Raw genomic sequence first — 18,092 nt, 5'->3', positions numbered from 1 at the left:
TGAGTCGGTGACCCCCGAAGGGGCCTCGACCAGATTCACACGGGCGGTCACCCTGCGCATGTCGATCAGTCACGCAGCGTGCTGCGCTCCTGCTCATCGGCCGCGCCACCTGCGCCGACGAGGCCCGAGCGCATGCCCTGGAGCCGGTCGCCGAACCGCCGCATCTCCCGCTGCCCCACCGTGCCGATGAGGCCCGGCAGATACCCGCGCACCGACTGCATCCCGCGCAGCCACCACTGCCCGTACACATGGCCGGCGCGGCGCTCGATCCCGGCGACGATCCGGTCGACGGCCGGGCCCAGCGGGTAGGTCTTGTTGGACGGCCACGGCAGCCGCTGCCGCAGCTCGCGCATCACCTCGTCCTGGTCGGCGCCGCGCACCATGTCGGTGTCCGTCCACGACAGGTAGGCCACGCCCACCCGCACGCCCTTGTAGCCGACCTCGGCGCGCAGGCTGTGCGCGTACGCCTCCACGCCCGACTTGGACGCGCAGTACGCCGTCATCATCGGCGCCGGCGTGATCGCGGCCAGCGAGGCGACCTGGAGCAGATAGCCGCGGCTCTCCATCAGCACCGGCAGGAAGGCACGGGCCGTCACCGCCGAGCCGATCAGGTTGACCTCGATCACCCTCCGCCAGGCGTCCGGATCGGAGTCGACGAACGGACCGCCCGTCGCCACACCGGCGTTGGCGACCACGATGTCGACCTTGCCGAACCGCTCCTTGACCTCCTGCGCCACCCGCGCCATCGCCTCGTGGTCGGTGACGTCGGCGTGCCAGTACGCGCTCTCGCTGTGCAGCCGCTCCGAGACCTCCTTCAGCGCCTGCGGCTCCAGCCCCACCAGCGCCACCTTCGCGCCGCGCACCGACAGCTTGCGGGCGAGGAGTTCACCGACCCCGCGCGCGGCACCGGTGACGACCGCGACCTGCCCTTCCAGGCTCACCTTGCTCATGCGCTCTCCTCGACCTCGGTGTGTGCGGGTATGTGTGCGGCGACCAGTTCGCGGATGGCGCCGGTGACCAGCTCGGGCGCCTCGACGGGGGTCATGTGGCCGATCCCCGGCAGCTCGGTCAGCCCCGCGCAGTCGGGCAGCGCGGCGGCGAGCGACCGTGCGTGCGCCGGCGGGGTGAGCCGGTCGGCGGTGCCGGCGACGATCGCGGTGGGCACCCTCAACTCCCGTACCCCCTGGTCGAGATCGAGCGCGTCCAGCACCTGCGACCAGGTGTGGCGGGCGGTGCGCGGGCAGCCGTGCACGATCCGCGCGCACGCCTCGACCATGTGCGGGGCCGAACCGGGGCCCATCGTCGCGTACTTGAGGATGCGCAGCGCGAGCGGCGTGATGGGACCGAGCGGGGCGCGGGAGCCGAGGATGTGCTTCGTGAGCCAGGTCCGCAGCCGCCCGGCCCTGATGGGTACGACGGTGGCCTGGGCGACCAGCCGGGAACTGCCGGTGCTGCACAGCAGGACGGCCGCGGCGTGCTCGCGGAACGCGTCCCGCTCGGCCGCCGCCATCACCGTCATGCCGCCCATGGAGTGGCCGGCGATCACCGCCCGCTCGCCGGGCGCGAGGGTGGCCTTCAGTACGGCTTCCAGGTCGTCGGCGAGGGTGTCGGTGCTGCACGTCGCGCTCGCCGGGCTGCGTCCGTGGCCGCGCTGGTCGTAGGCGATGACGCGGTGGTCGGCGGACAGCGCCCGGATCTGCGCGGCCCAGAAGGCGGTCGAGCAGGTCCAGCCGTGCGCGAGGACGACGGCCGGCGCGTCCGGGTCGTCCACGGGGCCGTGCACCTCGACGTGCAGCCGGGCGCCGTCGGCGGAGGTGACGGTGAGGGTGCGGGCGGGGGCCGGCGGGGCGTACGGGCCGAAGGTGACGTGGTGGGGACGGCTCACGCGGTCACCTCCGCGGTGTCGTCGCTCTCGGCCTTGGGCGCCGTGGGAACGGCCGGCGGCCGCAGGACGGCGTACTCCGCGAGGTCCACCCGCCGGGTCGCCCGGCGGAACTCGGTGGTCGTCCCGGGCCAGATGGTGGTGTTGCGGCCGCTCGCGTCCAGGTACCAGCTGGTGCAGCCGCCCGTGTTCCACACCGTGCGCGTCATCCGGTCCTGCACCCTGCGGTTCCAGGCGTGCACGGCACTCGGGCGGGCATCCAGGGCGGCGCGGCCGCCGAGGACGTTCAGCTGGCGCAGATAGTCGGCCATGTAGTTCAGCTGGGACTCGATCATCAGGATCATCGAGGAGTTCCCGAGGCCGGTGTTGGGCCCGATGATCGTCATCCAGTTCGGGAAGCCTGCGGCCGAGGCGCCGCGCAGGGCCTGCATGCCGCCGCTCCAGTGCTCGGCGAGCGTGCGCCCGTCCGCGCCCACGACCCGCTCGGCGATCGGCATGTCCGTGACATGGAACCCGGTGCCGAAGATGATCGCGTCGACCTCGGCCTCGGTGCCGTCGGCGGCGACGACGGTGGACCCGCGGACCTCGCTGAGCCCGCTCGCGACGACGTCGACGTTGGGCTGCGCGAGCGCCGGATAGTAGGTGCTGGACAGCAGGATGCGCTTGCAGCCGATGCGGTAGTCGGGGGTGAGCTTGGCGCGCAGCGCCGGGTCCTTGATGGCGCGGGCCATGTTGCGCTTGGCGAGCTGCTCGACGAACCCGAGTTCGTTCGGGTGCTTGGTGAACGCCTGCACCTGCAGCTCGCGGATGCCCCACAGCAGGCCGCGGCGGGCCTTGGTGGTGAACGGCAGCTGCTGGTGCAGCCACCGCTCGGCGCCGCTGATCGCGCGGTCGACGCGGGGCATCACCCAGGCCGGGGTGCGCTGGAAGAGGGTGAGCCGGCCGACCTTGGGCTGGATGGACGGCACGATCTGGATGGCGGAGGCGCCGGTTCCGATCATGGCGACGCGCTTGCCGGTGAGGTCGTAGTCGTGGTCCCAGCGGGCGGAGTGGAAGACCTTGCCCGGGAAGGAGTCGAGCCCCGGGACGTCCGGGATCTTCGGGTCGGACAGCGGCCCGGTGGCGGAGACGACGACGTCGGCGGTCAGCTCCCCGGAGCTGGTCTCGATGTGCCACCGCAGCTGCTCGCCGTCCCACGTCATCCGCTTCACCTCGGAGTCGAAGCGGATGTGGGGGCGCAGCCGGAAGGTGTCGGTGACGTGCTCCAGATAGGCGCGGATGTGCTCCTGCCCGGAGAAGGTGCGGGGCCAGTCGGGGTTGGGCGCGAAGGAGAAGGAGTACAGGTGGGAGGGCACGTCGCAGGCGCACCCCGGGTAACTGTTGTCCCGCCAGGTGCCGCCGACGCTGCTCGCCCGCTCCAGGACGACGAAGTCCGTGATCCCCTCGCGGCGCAGCCGCACGGCGGCCCCCAGCCCGCCGAACCCGGACCCGATCACCGCCACCCGTACATGCTCGTGCTCAGCCATGCCGAAGCTCCTCCTGGCGCCCTGCGACTCTGCCAGTGAACACTGGCGCAATGGGGAGAGTAGAGGAGCTCCGTACTGATGGGTAGGGGGCGGGCGAGGAAAGTTACCCGCGGTAGAACATAGGCTCCTCCCGTGGCAGAGAAGCGTGAATACCGCATGGAGGAGCTGGCGGAGCTGGCCGGCATCACGGTGCGCACCCTGCGCTTCTACCGCGAGCGCAAGCTGCTCGCGCCGCCCCGCCGCGAGGGCCGTATCGCCTGGTACGACGACCACCACCTGGCCCGGCTGCGCACCATCGCCGCGCTGCTGGAGCGCGGCCACACCCTGAACGGCATCGCGGAACTCGCCGAGGCCCTCGACCAGGGCCGCGACGTCGCCGACCTGATCGGCGTCGGCGCCCCCACCGAGGAGGAGCCGGTCCGCCTCACCCCCGAGGAACTCGCCGCCCGCTTCGAGGGCGACGTCACCCCGGAGAACCTCGCCGCCGCCATGGACCTCGGCTACCTCGGCACCGACGGCGACGAGATCGTCCACATCAGCCGCCGCCTGCTGGACGTCTCCTCCACCCTGGTCCGCGAGGGCATCCCGCTCGCCGAGGTCCTGTCGGCGGCGGCCCGCGTCCGCGAACACGCCGACGCCCTCGCCACCCTCTTCACCGACCTCATCCTGCGCCACGCCACGGAGTCCGACCTCCCCCGCCTGCGCCCCCTGGCCCGCAGCGTGGTGGAGGCGGAACTGTCTTTGGCGCTGGACCGGCGGTTGCGCAAGCAGGGGGACGGGTAACGTCCCCTGCGTCGCGGTGTGCCCGCGCCGCCCCTCACGGCTCCCGGCGCGAGGCGCCGGCGACCACGGGGAGCAACACGACGAGGGGGGCGACCGTGTCCGAGGGACCACGGGTCAGCGAGGAGGAAGCGACCCGCCAGGCCTGGCAACTCCAGGGCGCGCTGTCCGAGTTGACCCGCACGGCCGACGCCAAGGCGTCCTTCGCGCTCGCCATCGAGTCCGCGACGCTCGCCGCCATGGCCGCCCTGGCCAACTCCCGGCACGGCCTCGGCCAGGTCTCCGGCTCCCTGCCCCGGGCGGCGCTGTGGACGGGGGTGGCCCTGCTCGGGCTCTCCGCCGTCATGGCCGTCCTCGCGGTCCTGCCGCGGCACGGCCGCGAGGGCCGCACCCGGGCGCACCACCCGGACGACCTCGTCTTCTACGGACACATCCGCCACCTGACCCCCGCCGAGCTGGCCGACGGCCTGCGCGGCCACCGCCCGCTGCCCGCGCTCAGCCGCCAACTCGTGGCCATGAGCCGCATCCTGTGGGTCAAGCAGCGACTGGTACGGCAGTCGCTGCTGACCGCCGTGGCGGGCGGCGCCCTGGTGGCGGTCGCCGCGCTGACGGGCTGACCACCGGGGCCACGCGGAAGGGACGTCGATGACCGCGGACTTCCTCAGCGGCGGGCCGACGGGCCGCGGGCCCGGCCACACCCCCTTCTGGGACCTGCTGGACGCGCCCGCCCGCTCCGCGCTGCGCGCCGCGGGCCGGGTGACGGCGTATCCGGCGCGGGACGACCTGATGCGCCAGGACGACCTCACCGACCACCTCCTCGTCGTCGGCGACGGCTGCGTGAAGGTGACGAGCCTGTCCGCCGCCGGCTACCAGGCGGTGCTGGCTCTGCGTGGCCCCGGCGACCTGGTCGGCGAACAGGCCGGACTGGACGGCGGTCCCCGGTCGGCGACGGTGACCGCGCTCACCCCGGTGCACGCCCTGCTGATTCCGGCCGGCCGGTTCCGTACGGCGGCCCGTGACCACCCCGTCATCACCGGCGCCGTGCACCGGATGCTGTCGGCCCGTCTGCGCGACGCCGACCGGCAGCGCACCTCCGCGGGCGCCGACCCGCTCGCCTCCCGGCTCGCCGGTCTCCTGCTCGATCTCGCCGCGGCCCACGGGCGCCGGCGTGCCTCCGGCGCCGTCGAGATCGCACTGCCGCTGTCCCAGGACGACTTCGCCGGCCTGGTCCTCGGCTCACGCAGGACCGTCAGCCGCGTCCTGGAGCAGTGGCGGGCCGACGGCTGGGTGACCACCGGCCGCACCCGGCTGACCCTGGACAATCCCGACGCCCTCAAACGCGTCCGCGAGGGCGGGCCGACCGCCGGAGCGGGATGAGCACCGCCGGGCTCACAGGTCGCTCCAGACCAGCGTCGTGAGGCCGTACTGCTCGGCGAGCGGGTTCCACTGTGTGACGAAGTCCTTCTTCGCCCGCGTCGCCTCGGCGCTCGCGTCCGCCGCGTCCTGCCAGGCGCCGGAGCTGTTCACGGCGTCGGCCGAGCAGTTCCCCGACACCTCGTCCACCACCCGTGCGTAGGCCCGGTCGGCCTCCTCGGAGCTGCGCCAGGCGGTGCGCAGCGTCGACAGCAGGCCGTCGGGCAGCGCGGACCCGCTCAGCGCGTCGAGCCGTGTCACCAGGTCGTCGCGCGCGTCGGCCGCCTCGGTGAACACACTGCGGGCCGACTGCAGACCGGTGCAGCGCGTCATCGACTGCACCGCGTCGGCGACGCCCCCGCGCCGGCCGGCGTTCTCCTCCAGCAGGTCGTCCAGCGTGCGGGCCTGCTCCGCAAGGCTGTCCGACGAACCCGCCTCGCCCTGGAGCGTGCCCGTACTGCTGCTGCTGTTGCCTCCCGAGCCGCTGTCACCGTTGGAGCCGTGCACCCACGCCACCACCGCGACGACCAGTGCGACCAGGAGCAGCACGGCGACCGCAATCGCACAGCCCGTCCGCGAACCCTGCGGGGTGGCCTGCTGCGGCGCGTGCGCGGTGACCGGCCCGGAGCCGGCCATGGTGCGGCCCGGCGACGTCGTCCTGCCCGGCCCGGGCGGCGGGCCGGAGGGGGTGGCCGTGGGCGGAGGGCTCGGCGGTGGGGTCGGGGGCGTCGGGCGGGGCTTCGGGCCGGCGGTGGCCGGCCAGGTCACCGGCGCGGTGTCGAAGGCCCGGCGCAGCGGATCCAGCCACTCCGACAGGGCCGGCCGATCGGGGGCCGTGCCCCGCAGGGCACGCTCCGCCAGGTCGCCCACGGCGCCGTCGACGCGCCGTAGCGCCCCCGTGTCCTGCCCGTGCTGCTCGTGCAGGAAGAGACGGACCGCGAGCAGCGCGAACTTGTAGACGTCGCCCTGCCGGGTGCCGACCGCCTCACCGGCGGGCAGCTCCCAGCCCGGCGTCTGCACGGGCTTGAGCGCCCAGTCGCCGCCCAGGCCCATCGCGTCGCAGTCGATGAGGAAACAGCCCGGGCGCGGTCCGGCCAGGGTGAACAGCAGGTTCTTCGGCGACAGGTCGCCGGCCACCACCCCCAGCCCGTGCAACCGCTGCAAGGTGTCGGCCAGGGCGAGCAGCAGCCCCATCATCTGCCGGGGCGTCACCTCGCCGACCATACGGTCCACATAAGCCAGGGAGTTGAGCAGGAACTCGAAGCCGGCCGTCTTGCGGTCGCCCGAGGGCAGGGTGAGGAAGTACTCGTCCGGGATCTGCCGCATCAAAAAGCCGCACACGTCCTGCCCGCGGGTCACCAGCGCCGCGGGCCAGGCCGTGTTCCGCGCCATCCACTCACCGACCGCGGCCGGCTGTGCGGGCAGGAAGGCGACCATGCGCTCCAGCGTGCCGACGCGCAGCTCGCCCAGCGCGGTCGGCTTGTACTCCTTGTACGCCACGGGCCAGGTCTTGTTGATCAGCCGCTTCTCGATCTCCCAGACCTTGCCCTGGCCGCCGTCGCCCAGCGAGCGGCCGAGGAGCAGACGCTCGTGGGGGATCCGGGCGGCCGCGCTGTCCGTCACCGGCTGCCCCCGCTCGGACCGGGCCCGGTGGGCAGGCGGTGCCTGGGCCATACGGCGAGCAGGGTGCGGTCGTCGTCGAACGTCTCCCGGGAGAAGTCGAGCAGACGGGCCAGGGTCCACGGCTGCACCGGCGGCACCGTCAGACCCTGCGCGAACATCTGCCCGACCAGCCCGGTGCCGTCGCCGAGCGGCACCCCGAATCCGTCGGTGCCCACCAGCAGCACGCAGTCCGCGGGCAAGGTGTACGACAGCGGGCGCACCTGACCGGCGAGCCGCGGCAGCGCGACCACGGCGGTGCTGGAGATGTCGTCGCTGTCCTCCGTCCCGTCGTGCAGCAGCGGCATGAACCGGCCTGCCTGCAGCAGCCAGGCGGAGGAGTCACCGGCGCGCACCACCGTGACGTGCATCCCGCCGTCCTCGGCCGGGGCGACCGTGCCCGCCACCAGGGTCGTCGCCAGCGTCCGCACGGCCTCCGCCCGGTCCCTCTCGTCCGGCTCCCGGCCGCGTGCGACGCGCATGTGGAGCTGGTAGGCGGCGGCGTGCACCACGCGGGACCAGTCCGGTCCGGCTCTGTCCTCGCCGAGCTGCACCAGCAGGTCGTTCACGGCCGTACGGCAGGCCAGCGCGGCGCCCACGTGGGACTGCGGCGCGGCCGAGACACCGTCGGCCACGGCGAAGGCGACCGTGCCGGTCGGCTCGTGCCAGGCGACGACCACGTCGTCCTGCCGGGGCAGCCCGCCGACGCGGTGGGCGTCTCCGCGGACGGAAGCCAGCCGCACGGTCAGGTGCGGCGTCGACCATCCGTCGAAGAGGGTGTCGGGCCGGTAGGGGTCGGCGGGCGGAGGCTTCGCCTCCAGGCTGACCGCCGGCGTACCGAGCACGATCCGCTGCCAAGGGTCACCCTCGGGACGCGGGACGCGCGAACCGCGCCCGGCGGACTCCGGCTGCCCGGGTCCGCTCACGGCGCCATGGCCGCGCGGTGGCTGGGCAGGGGGCGGGGGCGGGGTGCCGTAGCCCTGGGACCGCTGGCCATCCGGCGGCGCGGTGCCGTACCCCTGGGACCGCTGACCATCCGCCGGCGGCGCGGTGCCGTAGCCCTGGGACCACTGACCATCCGGCGGCGGCGCGGTGCCGTACCCCTGGGGCGGCACGCCGTACCCCTGTGGTGGGCGGCCGTCGAGCAGGGGCGGGGTGCCGTAGGCGGGGTGGTCGCCGGGGGCGGGCTGCTCGGCGTACGCGCCGCCGGCGCGGTCCGTGCTGCCGGGCGGCCGCGGCCGGTCGGGGGCGTTCAGGTCCGGACCGGAGTACTCGGGTACCTGGTAGTCCGACACCCGGTAGTCCGGCACCTGGTAGTCAGGGACCGGATAGTCGGGCGGCGGGTAGGGCCGGGCCGGGTGCCCCGCGCCCGGGGGGCCGGCCTGCGCCGGCGCGGGCCGCGTGCCGTCCGGCCCGTCGTCCGTGGCCGCCTCCGGCGCGTCCTGCCGCTCGTCCGCCCGGTCCTTGTGCCAGGGAAACCGCACCCGCTTGTCCACCTCAGACCTCGTCGATCGCGAGCCGGAAGCCCTCGGGCTTCTCCACCACCAGCTCGGGCCGGCCCGACGCCATCGCGTTGCCCGACTCCACCACGCTCTTGGTGAGCGCGGTGAAGAACCTGGCGATGGAATCGCCGAGTTGTGCCCCGGGAAGGGACACGAACGCGAAGTCCTGCCGCGTCGCCACGGACAGGATCGTGTCGGCTCGGGCCTCACCGATCCCGAACGCGATGACGTTGGGCGCCGCCGGGGTAACCGACCGGTCGGTGAGCCGGCTGTGCGTCTGCCGCCACTCCTCCCCGCAGGTCGGCTGCCCGTCGCTGAGGAAGAACACCGCGGGCCGGTGCACCCGGTAGCCCTGGGCCTTCAGCGCCGCCACGTCCTGCGGGATCCGCTGCAGCAGCGCCCCGAACGCCGCGTCGTAGTTCGTGCCGCCCCCCGCCGACAGCCGCGGCAGCTCGGCCTCGCTTCTCAGATCGGCCAGCACCAGCCGCTCGGTGACACCCCCGGCGAACCCGAGCACCGAGAAGCGCACCTTGGCCGCCGCCATCGGCTCCCCCAGCAGCGCCACGTGCAGCGACTTCATCCCCTCGTTGAGGTCGCCCACGTACGCCGTCATCGACCCCGACTCGTCCGCGAGGACGTACACCGGCAGCAGCTGCCCCAGCGTCTCAGCCATCCCACTACTCCCCTTCCCGTTCCGCTTCAGTGCTCGCCGGGGACCGGCATCAGGCCCTGCGGGCAGTCCAGCCGCAGCTCCATCCGTCCCGCGAGCGCGCTCCGGCCCAGGTGCAGCAGCGTCTGCTGCACCAGCACCGAGAACTGCACGACCGACTGCGCCGTGTCCGCCCCCTCCACGGCGACCACGCCGAGTTCCGGCCGCGAGGCCAGCCGCTGCACCGCACGCACCCGGCCCGGCCCGACGCCGCAGGCCACCAGGTGCGGGTGGTACGTGTGCGCCATCAGCTCCGCGTGCGCCTGCGGCCACTCGGTGTCGTCCTCGGCCTCGGCGACGGCGAGGAAGAAGACCACCGGGCGCAGCACGCGCGGCACCTGCTCCTTCAGCCGCTCGGTCTCCAGCGGCACGAGGTCCCGCAGCCGCCGCAGCACGGGCCGGTAACGGCAGCCCGGCGCGGTGTTCAGGCCGGGCACTCCGGTGCGCCAGGACACCTCGGTCAGCGGCAGCACCACGTCGGCCCCGTCGGCGTAGGTGATCACCGACAGCCGGACCGCTGCCGCCACGTCGGGGCTGCTGGCCAGCACGGTCTGCACCGAGCGCAGCATGTTCCCGAGGTCGGTGAGGCAGCCGGCCGCCGCGGCGGAGGTGTCCAGCACGAGGTAGACCGGGATCAGCCCGCTGGGCGGCGCTGAGGTGACCGCGGGGGTGGAGCCGCCCCACTGGACGGGACCGCCGGCCTGCGCGGAGGCGGGCGCGGACGAGTAGTCGGGCAGCTGCGGCGGCGTGCCGGTGCTGAACGACGGCGCGGTGCCGGCGTCGGGACGCTCCAGCACCCCGGCGACGCCGGTGCCGGCCGCGCCGGGTCCCAGCACTCCCTTGCGCAGCCCCGGCAGGTCGACCTCGCGCACCACGCCCCGCTCGATCAGGAACTTGACCATCTCCGCGTGCCGCTGGTCGCGGATCTCGTGCTGGGCGGCCTCGGCCGCACGGACCTGGCCCCACAGGGTGAGCGCCTGCGCGGTGTCCTCCGGGTGGCGCACGAGGTGCTCGGACAGGAGCCGTTCCATGTCCATCGGCCCGCTGCCCAGCGCGGCCCGCTCCTCCCGCTCGCGCTCCCGGCGGCCCGCGGCACGCAGCGCCTCGATCTCCACCTCGGAGCGGGCCTCACCGAGCCTCGCCTCGTGCTCGTGCACCCCGAGCCGGGCGCGGCGGCGGGCCTCCTCCAGCTCCTGGATGTGCCGGGCGGCCGCCGCGTCGGGCTCCATCTGGATCTTGCAGTAGTAGATCGTGACGCCCTCGGGCAGCCGGATCTCCCGGTCCAGTTCCTGGTTGATCGCCAGCTGCGCCGCCATGGCCTCGGTGATGGCGAACCGGGCGGCGCACAGGCGGACGCGGTCGGTCAGATACCCGTAGACGACCGTGAGCGCGTCGCGCACATTGCGGGCCACCACCATCGCCGGGTCGTGCACGCGGAAGCCGACGTCGATCGTCGCCTGGAACCGGTGCCCGCCGTCCTTGCAGGTCAGCGGGGTCTTGGTGACGTTCGCCTGACGCCGGTGATCGCTCAGGTCGACGACGTAGCAGGGCCGGCTCCCGCCGAACCAGCGCTGCCCGAACGTACGGACCCGCTCCACCTCGAAGGGCCCGCCCTCCACGGGGTAGACGATCGCCACCGCCGGCGGCAGGTTGGGCAGCTCCCCCACCCGGCTGCGCGGGATCGCGCGGTCGTTCAGTATCAGCGAAAAGGACACCCTCACACCCCTTCCAGATCGAGCTGCGCGCGCACCACCCGGGCGGTGAGCGGAAACCGCACGACGCGCTCGGGGTGGACCCAGTCCTCGGCGCAGCCGCGCAGGATCCGGCCCGAGCGCGTGTCCCCGTGCGCGATGGCGCCGACGAGCAGACGGAACATCTCGCGCAGCAAGGAGTCCCGTTCGGCCAGCCGCGCCCACTGCCCGATGACCTGCTCCGCCTCGTCGTGGAAGAACGACTCGTTCAGCGCGCCCCGCCACAACCGCACGAACGGGTCCCGCAGTTCGTGCCGGCGGTGCGCCAGGTGCAGCAGGGTCGGCCACTCCGGAACCGTCGCGTCCGGCTCCACTTCCCTGGTCTCGACGACGACCTGCGCGGCCACGATCAGGAAGGCGAGCGTCGCCGCCCGGCTGGAGCGGTGCTCCTCCGCGCGGGCTCGCAGCATGGACAGCACGGCCCCGGTGACATCGGGATCGTCGGCGACCAGGTCGGCCAGCGCGTAGCCGACGGCCACCGCCACCGTCACGCTGTCCACGGGGAGCAGCCGGCCCAGTTCCTCGACCGGGCTGCCGGAGACCGCGCCCAGGCCGTGCACCCGCGCCGCGGTCGCCCGCGCGGCGGGATGGTCGTCGGCGTACCAGCCGTCGACCAGAGCGTCCGCCTGCTCCCGCACCCACGGGTTCTGGCAGGCCACGGCGAGCGCGTAGGCGACGGCCGTGCGCCGCGGCACGCTGTCCCCGTACGCCCACGGGACCAGCACGCGGCGCTCCACCGTGCGGTAGGACTCGGCGGCCAGCACCCCGAGCCCGGCGGCGGCCGCGTACACGCGCACCTGCTCCGAGGGGTGGGTGACCAGCTCCGCCAGCCAGTCGAGGATCTCGGCCTGTATCTCGTACTGAGTCCAGGCGTGCACGATGACCCGGCGCGCGTAGGCCGGGTCCCGGTACTCCAGCAGCTTGCCGGGCTCGCCGTCGGGCTGGTCCAACTCCTGGGCGCGCAGGCGGTGCAGCTGTCTGCGCCGCGGCGTCCGGAACGGGTCCCTGGCGAGCGGGAGACGGCCGTCGGGTCCCGGCGCCCTCACATACGGGGAGTCGTCCTCCAGGCGGTCGCGCAGCGAGCGGGCGGCCTCGGCGACGTCCTCCTGCGGCAGTCCGTTGAGCACGGCCAGCGCGAGCGCGAAGCTGCGGGTGGCGGGGTCGGGCAGGCTCTCCGCCCAGATCTCGAAGTCCTCCGCCTCCAGCCGGGCGCGGTGCTCACGCAGGCGGTCCAGGTCGACGCCGCCGTACAGGTCGACGTGTTCGCCCATCACCGCGGCGAGTTCGCCGGCCTGCCGGCAGGCCGGGAGGTCGCCCAGCAGTTCGGTGACGACCTCGCGCACGTCGTCGCGGGCCATCAGCCGGTCGGCGTCGCGCTCCCCGAGGCGCCACCGCAGGTGGGCGCGCACCACTTCCCACGGCTGGGGAGCATCGGACAGGTCCCGCACGCCGGCCAGCAGTTCGCCGTCGGCGAGCTCGCCGGCCGCCACGGTGACGACCATCCAGGCACCGGCCTGCGACAGCGCGCCCTGCACCTTGTCGTACGTCTCACGGCTGAGGCTGGCGATGTCCTCGGGACGCTCCAGCAGGAACCCCGCGCCGGGTTCGATCACCCCGCTGTCGTTCTCCAGCTGATCGGCCAGGGAGGTCAGGTCCACGCCGCCGTCGAGGTGGTAGAGGGTGCCCTGGCAGGCTCCCAGCAGCAGCCGGACCGCCATGCCGGACTTGCCGTGCCCGGCCGCCCCGCGCAGGATCAGCAGCCGCTGGCGGAGCAGGGCGTCGCGGGCGTCGGGCAGATCGGCGGGAGCGCAATAGGCGAACCGGACACGTTCGACGGTGAGCGGGGACAGCACCCGTAACTTGCGCCTGCTGCCGCCCAGCAGCACCACGTACTTGTCGCCGCCGACCATGTCGCCCTCGACGTTGGCCACGGCGTTCTGCAGATGCCCGCGCCGCTGGGAGCCCTGCCCGAGCCGTCCGGTCGCCTCGTAGGACTCGGCGCCGGGCCCGGACTGGGGTGCCGCTCCCTCGCCCGCGCCGGGCGACGGTGCGCTGTCGGGGGTGCCGTTGGGGGCGGGCTGCTCGGGTGTCGCCGGGCCCGCGGCGGGCGGAGGGGACGTGGTCCCCGCCGCGCCCGCCGTGGGTCCCCCCGAACCGGCCGCCGGCTGGCTCCCCCCGGATGCGCCGGCGGCCGGAGCCGCGCCGGCCGGACCGGCCGTCACAGCCGCACGCTCCCGCTCGTGTGAACGGTCACGTGCTTGTCTCCGGCGATCTGGTCGCCCTGAACGGTCTGAGCGTGCTGCGAGACAACGGGGTGGGGGGCTTGCCGGACGTCGTCCTGTGACGGGGTGCCGCCTTCAGGGGCGGCCGTCGGCTGCGCCGGCGGTTGCCCGGCGGCGGGGTCGGCGGCGGGGTCGGCCGGTGTGGCACGACCTGCCGTGGCCGCAGGAGCTGCCGCGCCGGCACCGCCCGCCTCAGTGGCGGTGGGCGGGTTCGGCAGGCCGACCGGGGCGGACCGGCCGGGGACGGTGATCCAGCTGCTGATCGTCTCGCCGTGCTTGGTGAGGAAGTCGCAGGGCAGGTAGGCCGCGGGGTCGATGCCCCGGTGCCCGTGTCTGATCACCGCGCGGTGCACCTCGCCGGAGACGGCGAACACCATGCGCGCCGACGGCGCCGCGGTGAGCACGTCCCGCAGCGGCTGGGCGTCGACCAGCCGGCACGCCGTGTTGACGGCGTCCCCGGACCAGCCGCGCTCGTCCCGGGCCGCCAGTCCCTGGTGCAGCGCCAGCCGCAGCCGCAGCGCGTGCTCCGCGTTGGCGCCTTCGGCGTACTCGCCGAGCTCCAGGTCCAGCTCCCGCACGAAGGGCCCCGCGATCAGCAGCGGGGAGACGGAGGGCTCGACCAGCATCAGCACGCCGTCGCCGCGGTCCTCCGTCACCGTGTCCGCCGCACCGAGCCCGGACCGCTCCATCGCGGCCGTGAGCACCCGATACATCGCGCCCCGCACCCGCCGCTGGACGGGATCACGGCGCGAGCTGAAGTTCTCGACGTCCAGCGCCATGATCCAGCGATGCGTGGCCTCTCCCGCCATGAGCGTGCCTCCCCGTGCTCCCCGTGACGCGCAGCCGATCGATCAGCCCCACCAGTAGACGGCACCCGGAGGGAGCGGGTCCACGCCATTTGGCGCATTGGCGGGATTGGCCGGAAAGCATTCACGACAGACGCTCGAAGGAGCCAGACGTGTTCGAAATAGCCCTGGATCAACGGGAGTTGAGAGACGACAGGGACGCTTCCCGAGGGGAGCCGGCGGGCGCACGCCGGAGCGTACGCCGGGGCGGACGCGCCGGAGGCGTCACCGGTCGTAGACGACCGTCACCGGGGCGTGGTCCGACCAGCGGTCGGTGTGTGTGGCGGCGCGCTCCACGTAGCCCTTGAGCGCCCGGGCCGCAAGTCCCGGCGTCGCGCAGTGGTAGTCGATCCTCCAGCCCGAGTCGTTGTCGAAGGCCCGTCCCCGGTAGGACCACCAGGTGTAGGGGCCGTCGGTGTCCGGGTGCAGGGCGCGGATCACGTCCACGTAGCCGCCGTCGGCCGGGGTCAGGACGCGGGTCAGCCACTCGCGTTCCTCCGGCAGGAAGCCGGAGTTCTTCTGGTTGCCGCGCCAGTTCTTCAGGTCGGCCTGCCGGTGGGCGATGTTCCAGTCGCCGCAGACCAGGACCTCCCGGCCGTCGGCGGCGGCCCGCTCGCGCAGTTCCTTGAGGTGGGCCAGGAACTCGCCCATGAAGCGGATCTTCTCGTCCTGGCGCTCGGTGCCGACCTCGCCGGAGGGCAGGTAGAGGGAGGCGACCGTGACGCCGGGCAGGTCGGCCTCGACGTAGCGGCCGCTGCCGTCGAACTCCGCCGAGCCGAAGCCGACGCGGACGCGGTCGGGCTCGCGGCGGGTGTAGAGGGAGACGCCGGCGCGGCCCTTGGCGGCGGCCGGGGCGTGCACGACGTGCCAGCCGTCGGGCTGCCGGACCTCCTCGGGCAGCTGGTGCGGCTCGGCGCGCACCTCCTGGAGGCAGACGACGTCTGCTTCCGTCCGGGCGAGCCACTCCACGAAGCCCTTCTTGGCGGCGGCCCGCAGCCCGTTCACGTTCACGGTGGTCACTGTCAGCACCCCGGCACGATACCGGCACACTGGTCCAGGTCCTGAAAATCCCGAGAGCCCACCTCCTGCATAGAAGTACGATACCCAGCATGCTTATACGCCGCGTCCCCTTCGACCACCCCGACGCCGTCAAGCTCAACGACGAGGTCCAGGCCGAGTACCACGAGCGCTACGGCGACGGCGGCGACGCCACCCAGCTCGACGCGTCCGACTTCGAGCCGCCGAACGGCGTGTACCTGATCGCGTACGACGCCGACGACCGGCCCGTGGCCACCGGTGGCTGGCGCCGGCAGGACGCCAACGAGGAGGGCAACCGGGACGGCGACGCCGAGCTGAAGCGCATGTTCGTGGTCGCCGACATGCGCGGCCGGGGCCTCGCCCGGCGCATCCTGGCCGCGCTGGAGGAGGACGCCCGCGCGGCGGGCCGTATCCGCATGGTCCTGGAGACCGGCACCAAGCAGCCCGAGGCCATCGCCCTGTACACCTCCTGCGGCTACGAGCCCTGCGAGAAGTTCGGCTACTACCGCTTCCACGAGGACAGCCGCTGCTTCGCGAGGGCGCTGTAACCCCGGGCGGGCGGGCCGCTCACTCGCGCAGGAACGCCAGCACCGCCAGCACCCGGCGGTGCACGTCCTCGGCCGGCGGCAGGTCCAGCTTGGTCAGGATGGAGCCGATGTGCTTGCCGACCGCCGCCTCGGAGACCACCAGCTGCCGGGCTATCGCGCCGTTGGATCTGCCCTCCGCGACCAGCGCCAGCACCTCCCGCTCCCGCGGGGTGAGCCGCGTCAGCGGGTCCCGGCGGCGGCGCAGCAGCTGCCGTACGACCTCCGGGTCGACCACCGTGCCGCCGGCGGCCACCTCGGCGAGGGCGTCCACGAACTCCTCGACCTGACCGACGCGGTCCTTGAGGAGATAGCCGACCCCCGTGCCGTCCCCGGAGTCCAGCAGGTCGGCCGCGTACGCCCGCTGCACGTACTGGCTGAGCACCAGCACCGGCAGCCCGGGCCGCTCGGCGCGCAGCCGGACCGCCGCGCGCAGCCCCTCGTCGGCCTGGCCGGGCGGCATCCGCACATCGGTCACCACCACGTCCGGCTCGTGCTCGGCGACCGCCGCGAGCAGCGCCTCCGCGTCGCCGACCGCCGCCACGACCCGGTGCCCGAACCGGGTGAGCAGCGCGGTCAGCCCGTCCCGCAGCAGCACGCTGTCCTCGGCCAGCACCACGCGCAGCGCCGCCCGTCCGCCCCTGCCGTCCCCCATGTCCCCCGTCCTCTCCGCCCCGTCGTTCACCCGGGCCGCTCCCCCGTGGCGACCCGAGCGGCCCCTTCCTGGGCGTCCGCGAGCGCCGCGCACGGGATCTCCGCGCGCAGCACCGTCGGTCCGCCCGGTGGGCTCGACACGGAAAGTCTTCCATCGACCACTGACAACCGGTCCCCGAGCCCGGTCAGCCCGCTGCCGCCGGCCGGGTCCGCGCCGCCGCGCCCGTCGTCGCGCACCTCGACGGTCAGCCGTCCCCCGGCGTGCCCGCCGCGCACCTCGGCGCGGTCCGCCCCGCTGTGCCGGGCGACGTTGGCGAGGGCTTCGCACACCACGAAGTACGCGGCGGCCTCCACCGCCCCGGGCAGCCGCCCGGGCAGGTCGAGCCGCACGTCCACGGGGACGGGGCTGCGGTCGGCGGCGTCGGCGACGGCCGCCTTGAGGCCGTAGTCCGCGAGCACCTTGGGATGGATGCCGTGGATCAGCTCGCGCAACTCGGCCAGGGCGGCGCCCGCCTCCTCGTGGGCCCGGGCCAGCTGCTCGGCGAGCGGTCCGGGCGGGGCGTCGAGGCGGGCCAGGCCCAGTGTCATCGTCAGCGCCACCAGCCGCTGCTGCGCCCCGTCGTGCAGGTCGCGCTCGATGCGGCGCCGCTCGGCCTCGAAGGCGTCGACGAGGCGACTGCGGGAGCGGGCCAGTTCGGCCACCCGCGCGCCGAGCTCCGGCTCGCGGGGCGCGATCAGCAGCCGGGTCAGCCCGGCCCGGGCCCCGGCCGCCGCGCCGAGGACGTACGCGCCGGCCGCCAGCAGCAGCACGCCCAGGACGGCGACGCCCCACGCGGCCGGCCAGCCGGTCACCGTCCAGGTCTTGAGCACCTTCGCCTCACGGCCGTCGCCCGTCGTCGCCATCAGCAGGGGGGTCGCCGCCATCGCCGACGGGAAGAGCAGCGCCACGGTCACCACCAGCACCTCGGCCGGCCACAGCAGCGCCGCGCACAGCAGCGCGTGGCCCAGCTCCCGCCAGGTGGCCTGCTCCCGCAGCCGGGTGGTCAGCCAGCTGCGCAGTCCGGGCTCGGGCGGCTCGACGTGACCGCCCGGGGCCGGCCCGTCGGCCACCAGCCGCAGCCGGTGCCGTTCGAGCGCGGCCACGGGCAGCCCGGCGAGGGCGACGGCGGCGAGCAGCGGCAGCCCGACGAGCGCGAGCGCCAGCACACCGCCGACCGCGAGCAGGGTCAGCAGCGACACCAGCACGGCGATCCCGAGGGCGACGCCCGACACCAGGTAGGCGGCGGCACGCCACGGCCACGGGGTGAGCAGGTAGCGGGGGCGGGCCAGGGCCTGCCAGAGGGTGCGCGGCGGTTGCATGCGGATCACGGTAGGAGCGGCGCCCCGGTCACGGCCATCGGTCCAGCGGGTGGGCTGGGGGTATGCCTGGCCCTACCCCAGGTCTCGTCCCTGCCCGACTGATCCGGA

16 protein-coding genes are annotated in these 18,092 nt (G+C 74.3%); 4 read left to right on the top strand and 12 right to left on the bottom strand.

Annotated features, from left to right (window positions below; translation table 11 throughout):
* Window positions 1-65 precede the first annotated feature (65 nt).
* From C3489_RS02020 to C3489_RS02010, 3 genes are read right to left on the bottom strand one after another with little or no spacing between them, the layout of a single operon-like run.
* A complete protein-coding gene (locus tag C3489_RS02020) occupies window positions 66-950 on the bottom strand; it encodes an SDR family oxidoreductase (RefSeq protein WP_103779157.1) in 885 nt (294 codons plus the stop codon).
* On the bottom strand, window positions 947-1,885 hold the full coding sequence (locus C3489_RS02015; RefSeq protein WP_103779155.1) for an alpha/beta fold hydrolase: 939 nt from the start codon (window positions 1,883-1,885) through the stop codon (window positions 947-949). Before C3489_RS02015 ends, C3489_RS02020 begins: the two co-directional genes overlap by 4 nt.
* On the bottom strand, window positions 1,882-3,408 hold the full coding sequence (locus tag C3489_RS02010) for an NAD(P)/FAD-dependent oxidoreductase (RefSeq protein WP_103779153.1): 1,527 nt from the start codon (window positions 3,406-3,408) through the stop codon (window positions 1,882-1,884). Before C3489_RS02010 ends, C3489_RS02015 begins: the two co-directional genes overlap by 4 nt.
* 132 nt (window positions 3,409-3,540) lie before the next feature.
* On the opposite strand from C3489_RS02010, the gene C3489_RS02005 reads away from it, so the two are divergent.
* The 3 genes from C3489_RS02005 to C3489_RS01995 all read left to right on the top strand — a co-directional run bounded on the left by C3489_RS02005 (window position 3,541) and on the right by C3489_RS01995 (window position 5,565).
* Window positions 3,541-4,191, top strand: coding sequence for a MerR family transcriptional regulator (locus tag C3489_RS02005; RefSeq protein WP_103779151.1), 651 nt, complete (start codon window positions 3,541-3,543; stop codon window positions 4,189-4,191).
* Window positions 4,192-4,286: 95 nt separating this feature from the next.
* Window positions 4,287-4,805 (top strand): Pycsar system effector family protein, encoded by a 519-nt coding sequence (locus C3489_RS02000; RefSeq protein WP_103779149.1) that lies wholly within the window; start codon window positions 4,287-4,289, stop codon window positions 4,803-4,805.
* A gap of 28 nt (window positions 4,806-4,833) precedes the next feature.
* Window positions 4,834-5,565, top strand: a complete 732-nt coding sequence (locus C3489_RS01995) for a Crp/Fnr family transcriptional regulator (RefSeq protein WP_103779147.1) — start codon at window positions 4,834-4,836, stop codon at window positions 5,563-5,565.
* 12 nt (window positions 5,566-5,577) lie between these two features.
* Here C3489_RS01995 and C3489_RS38525 read toward each other — a convergent pair whose 3' ends face one another.
* From C3489_RS38525 to C3489_RS01960, 7 genes are all read right to left on the bottom strand, one after another.
* Window positions 5,578-7,224, bottom strand: a complete 1,647-nt coding sequence (locus tag C3489_RS38525; RefSeq protein WP_181139463.1) for a hypothetical protein — start codon at window positions 7,222-7,224, stop codon at window positions 5,578-5,580.
* Window positions 7,221-8,756, bottom strand: coding sequence for a protein phosphatase 2C domain-containing protein (locus tag C3489_RS01985; protein ID WP_103779145.1), 1,536 nt, complete (start codon window positions 8,754-8,756; stop codon window positions 7,221-7,223). Before C3489_RS01985 ends, C3489_RS38525 begins: the two co-directional genes overlap by 4 nt.
* A gap of 1 nt (window position 8,757) precedes the next feature.
* On the bottom strand, window positions 8,758-9,435 hold the full coding sequence (locus C3489_RS01980; RefSeq protein WP_103779143.1) for a hypothetical protein: 678 nt from the start codon (window positions 9,433-9,435) through the stop codon (window positions 8,758-8,760).
* Between the two features lie 26 nt (window positions 9,436-9,461).
* Window positions 9,462-11,186: a hypothetical protein gene (locus C3489_RS01975; RefSeq protein WP_103779141.1), complete on the bottom strand. Its 1,725-nt coding sequence runs from the start codon at window positions 11,184-11,186 to the stop codon at window positions 9,462-9,464.
* A 2-nt stretch (window positions 11,187-11,188) separates the two neighbouring features.
* Entirely contained in the window at window positions 11,189-13,444 is a 2,256-nt protein-coding gene (locus C3489_RS01970; protein ID WP_103779139.1) for a hypothetical protein, read from the bottom strand.
* Window positions 13,441-14,313: a hypothetical protein gene (locus tag C3489_RS01965; protein ID WP_103779137.1), complete on the bottom strand. Its 873-nt coding sequence runs from the start codon at window positions 14,311-14,313 to the stop codon at window positions 13,441-13,443. Before C3489_RS01965 ends, C3489_RS01970 begins: the two co-directional genes overlap by 4 nt.
* Window positions 14,314-14,574: 261 nt before the next feature.
* A complete protein-coding gene (locus tag C3489_RS01960; RefSeq protein WP_103779135.1) occupies window positions 14,575-15,378 on the bottom strand; it encodes an exodeoxyribonuclease III in 804 nt (267 codons plus the stop codon).
* Window positions 15,379-15,458: 80 nt separating this feature from the next.
* Here C3489_RS01960 and C3489_RS01955 point away from each other — a divergent pair, with 80 nt between their 5' ends.
* Window positions 15,459-15,935: a GNAT family N-acetyltransferase gene (locus tag C3489_RS01955; RefSeq protein ID WP_103779133.1), complete on the top strand. Its 477-nt coding sequence runs from the start codon at window positions 15,459-15,461 to the stop codon at window positions 15,933-15,935.
* 19 nt (window positions 15,936-15,954) lie between these two features.
* On the opposite strand, the gene C3489_RS01950 is transcribed toward C3489_RS01955, so the two are convergent.
* Entirely contained in the window at window positions 15,955-16,587 is a 633-nt protein-coding gene (locus C3489_RS01950; RefSeq protein WP_103779347.1) for a response regulator transcription factor, read from the bottom strand.
* Window positions 16,588-16,652: 65 nt separating this feature from the next.
* Window positions 16,653-17,984 carry a sensor histidine kinase gene (locus tag C3489_RS01945; RefSeq protein ID WP_103779131.1) on the bottom strand — a complete coding sequence of 444 codons (1,332 nt, stop codon included), beginning with the start codon at window positions 17,982-17,984 and terminating at the stop codon, window positions 16,653-16,655.
* Window positions 17,985-18,092: the final 108 nt, after the last annotated feature.

The organism is Streptomyces sp. Ru71, from assembly GCF_002920535.1.
Classification (GTDB): Bacteria; Actinomycetota; Actinomycetes; order Streptomycetales; family Streptomycetaceae; genus Streptomyces.
The sequence above is the reverse complement of the archived record's forward strand: the minus strand, read 5'-3'. Positions and strand labels throughout refer to the sequence as shown.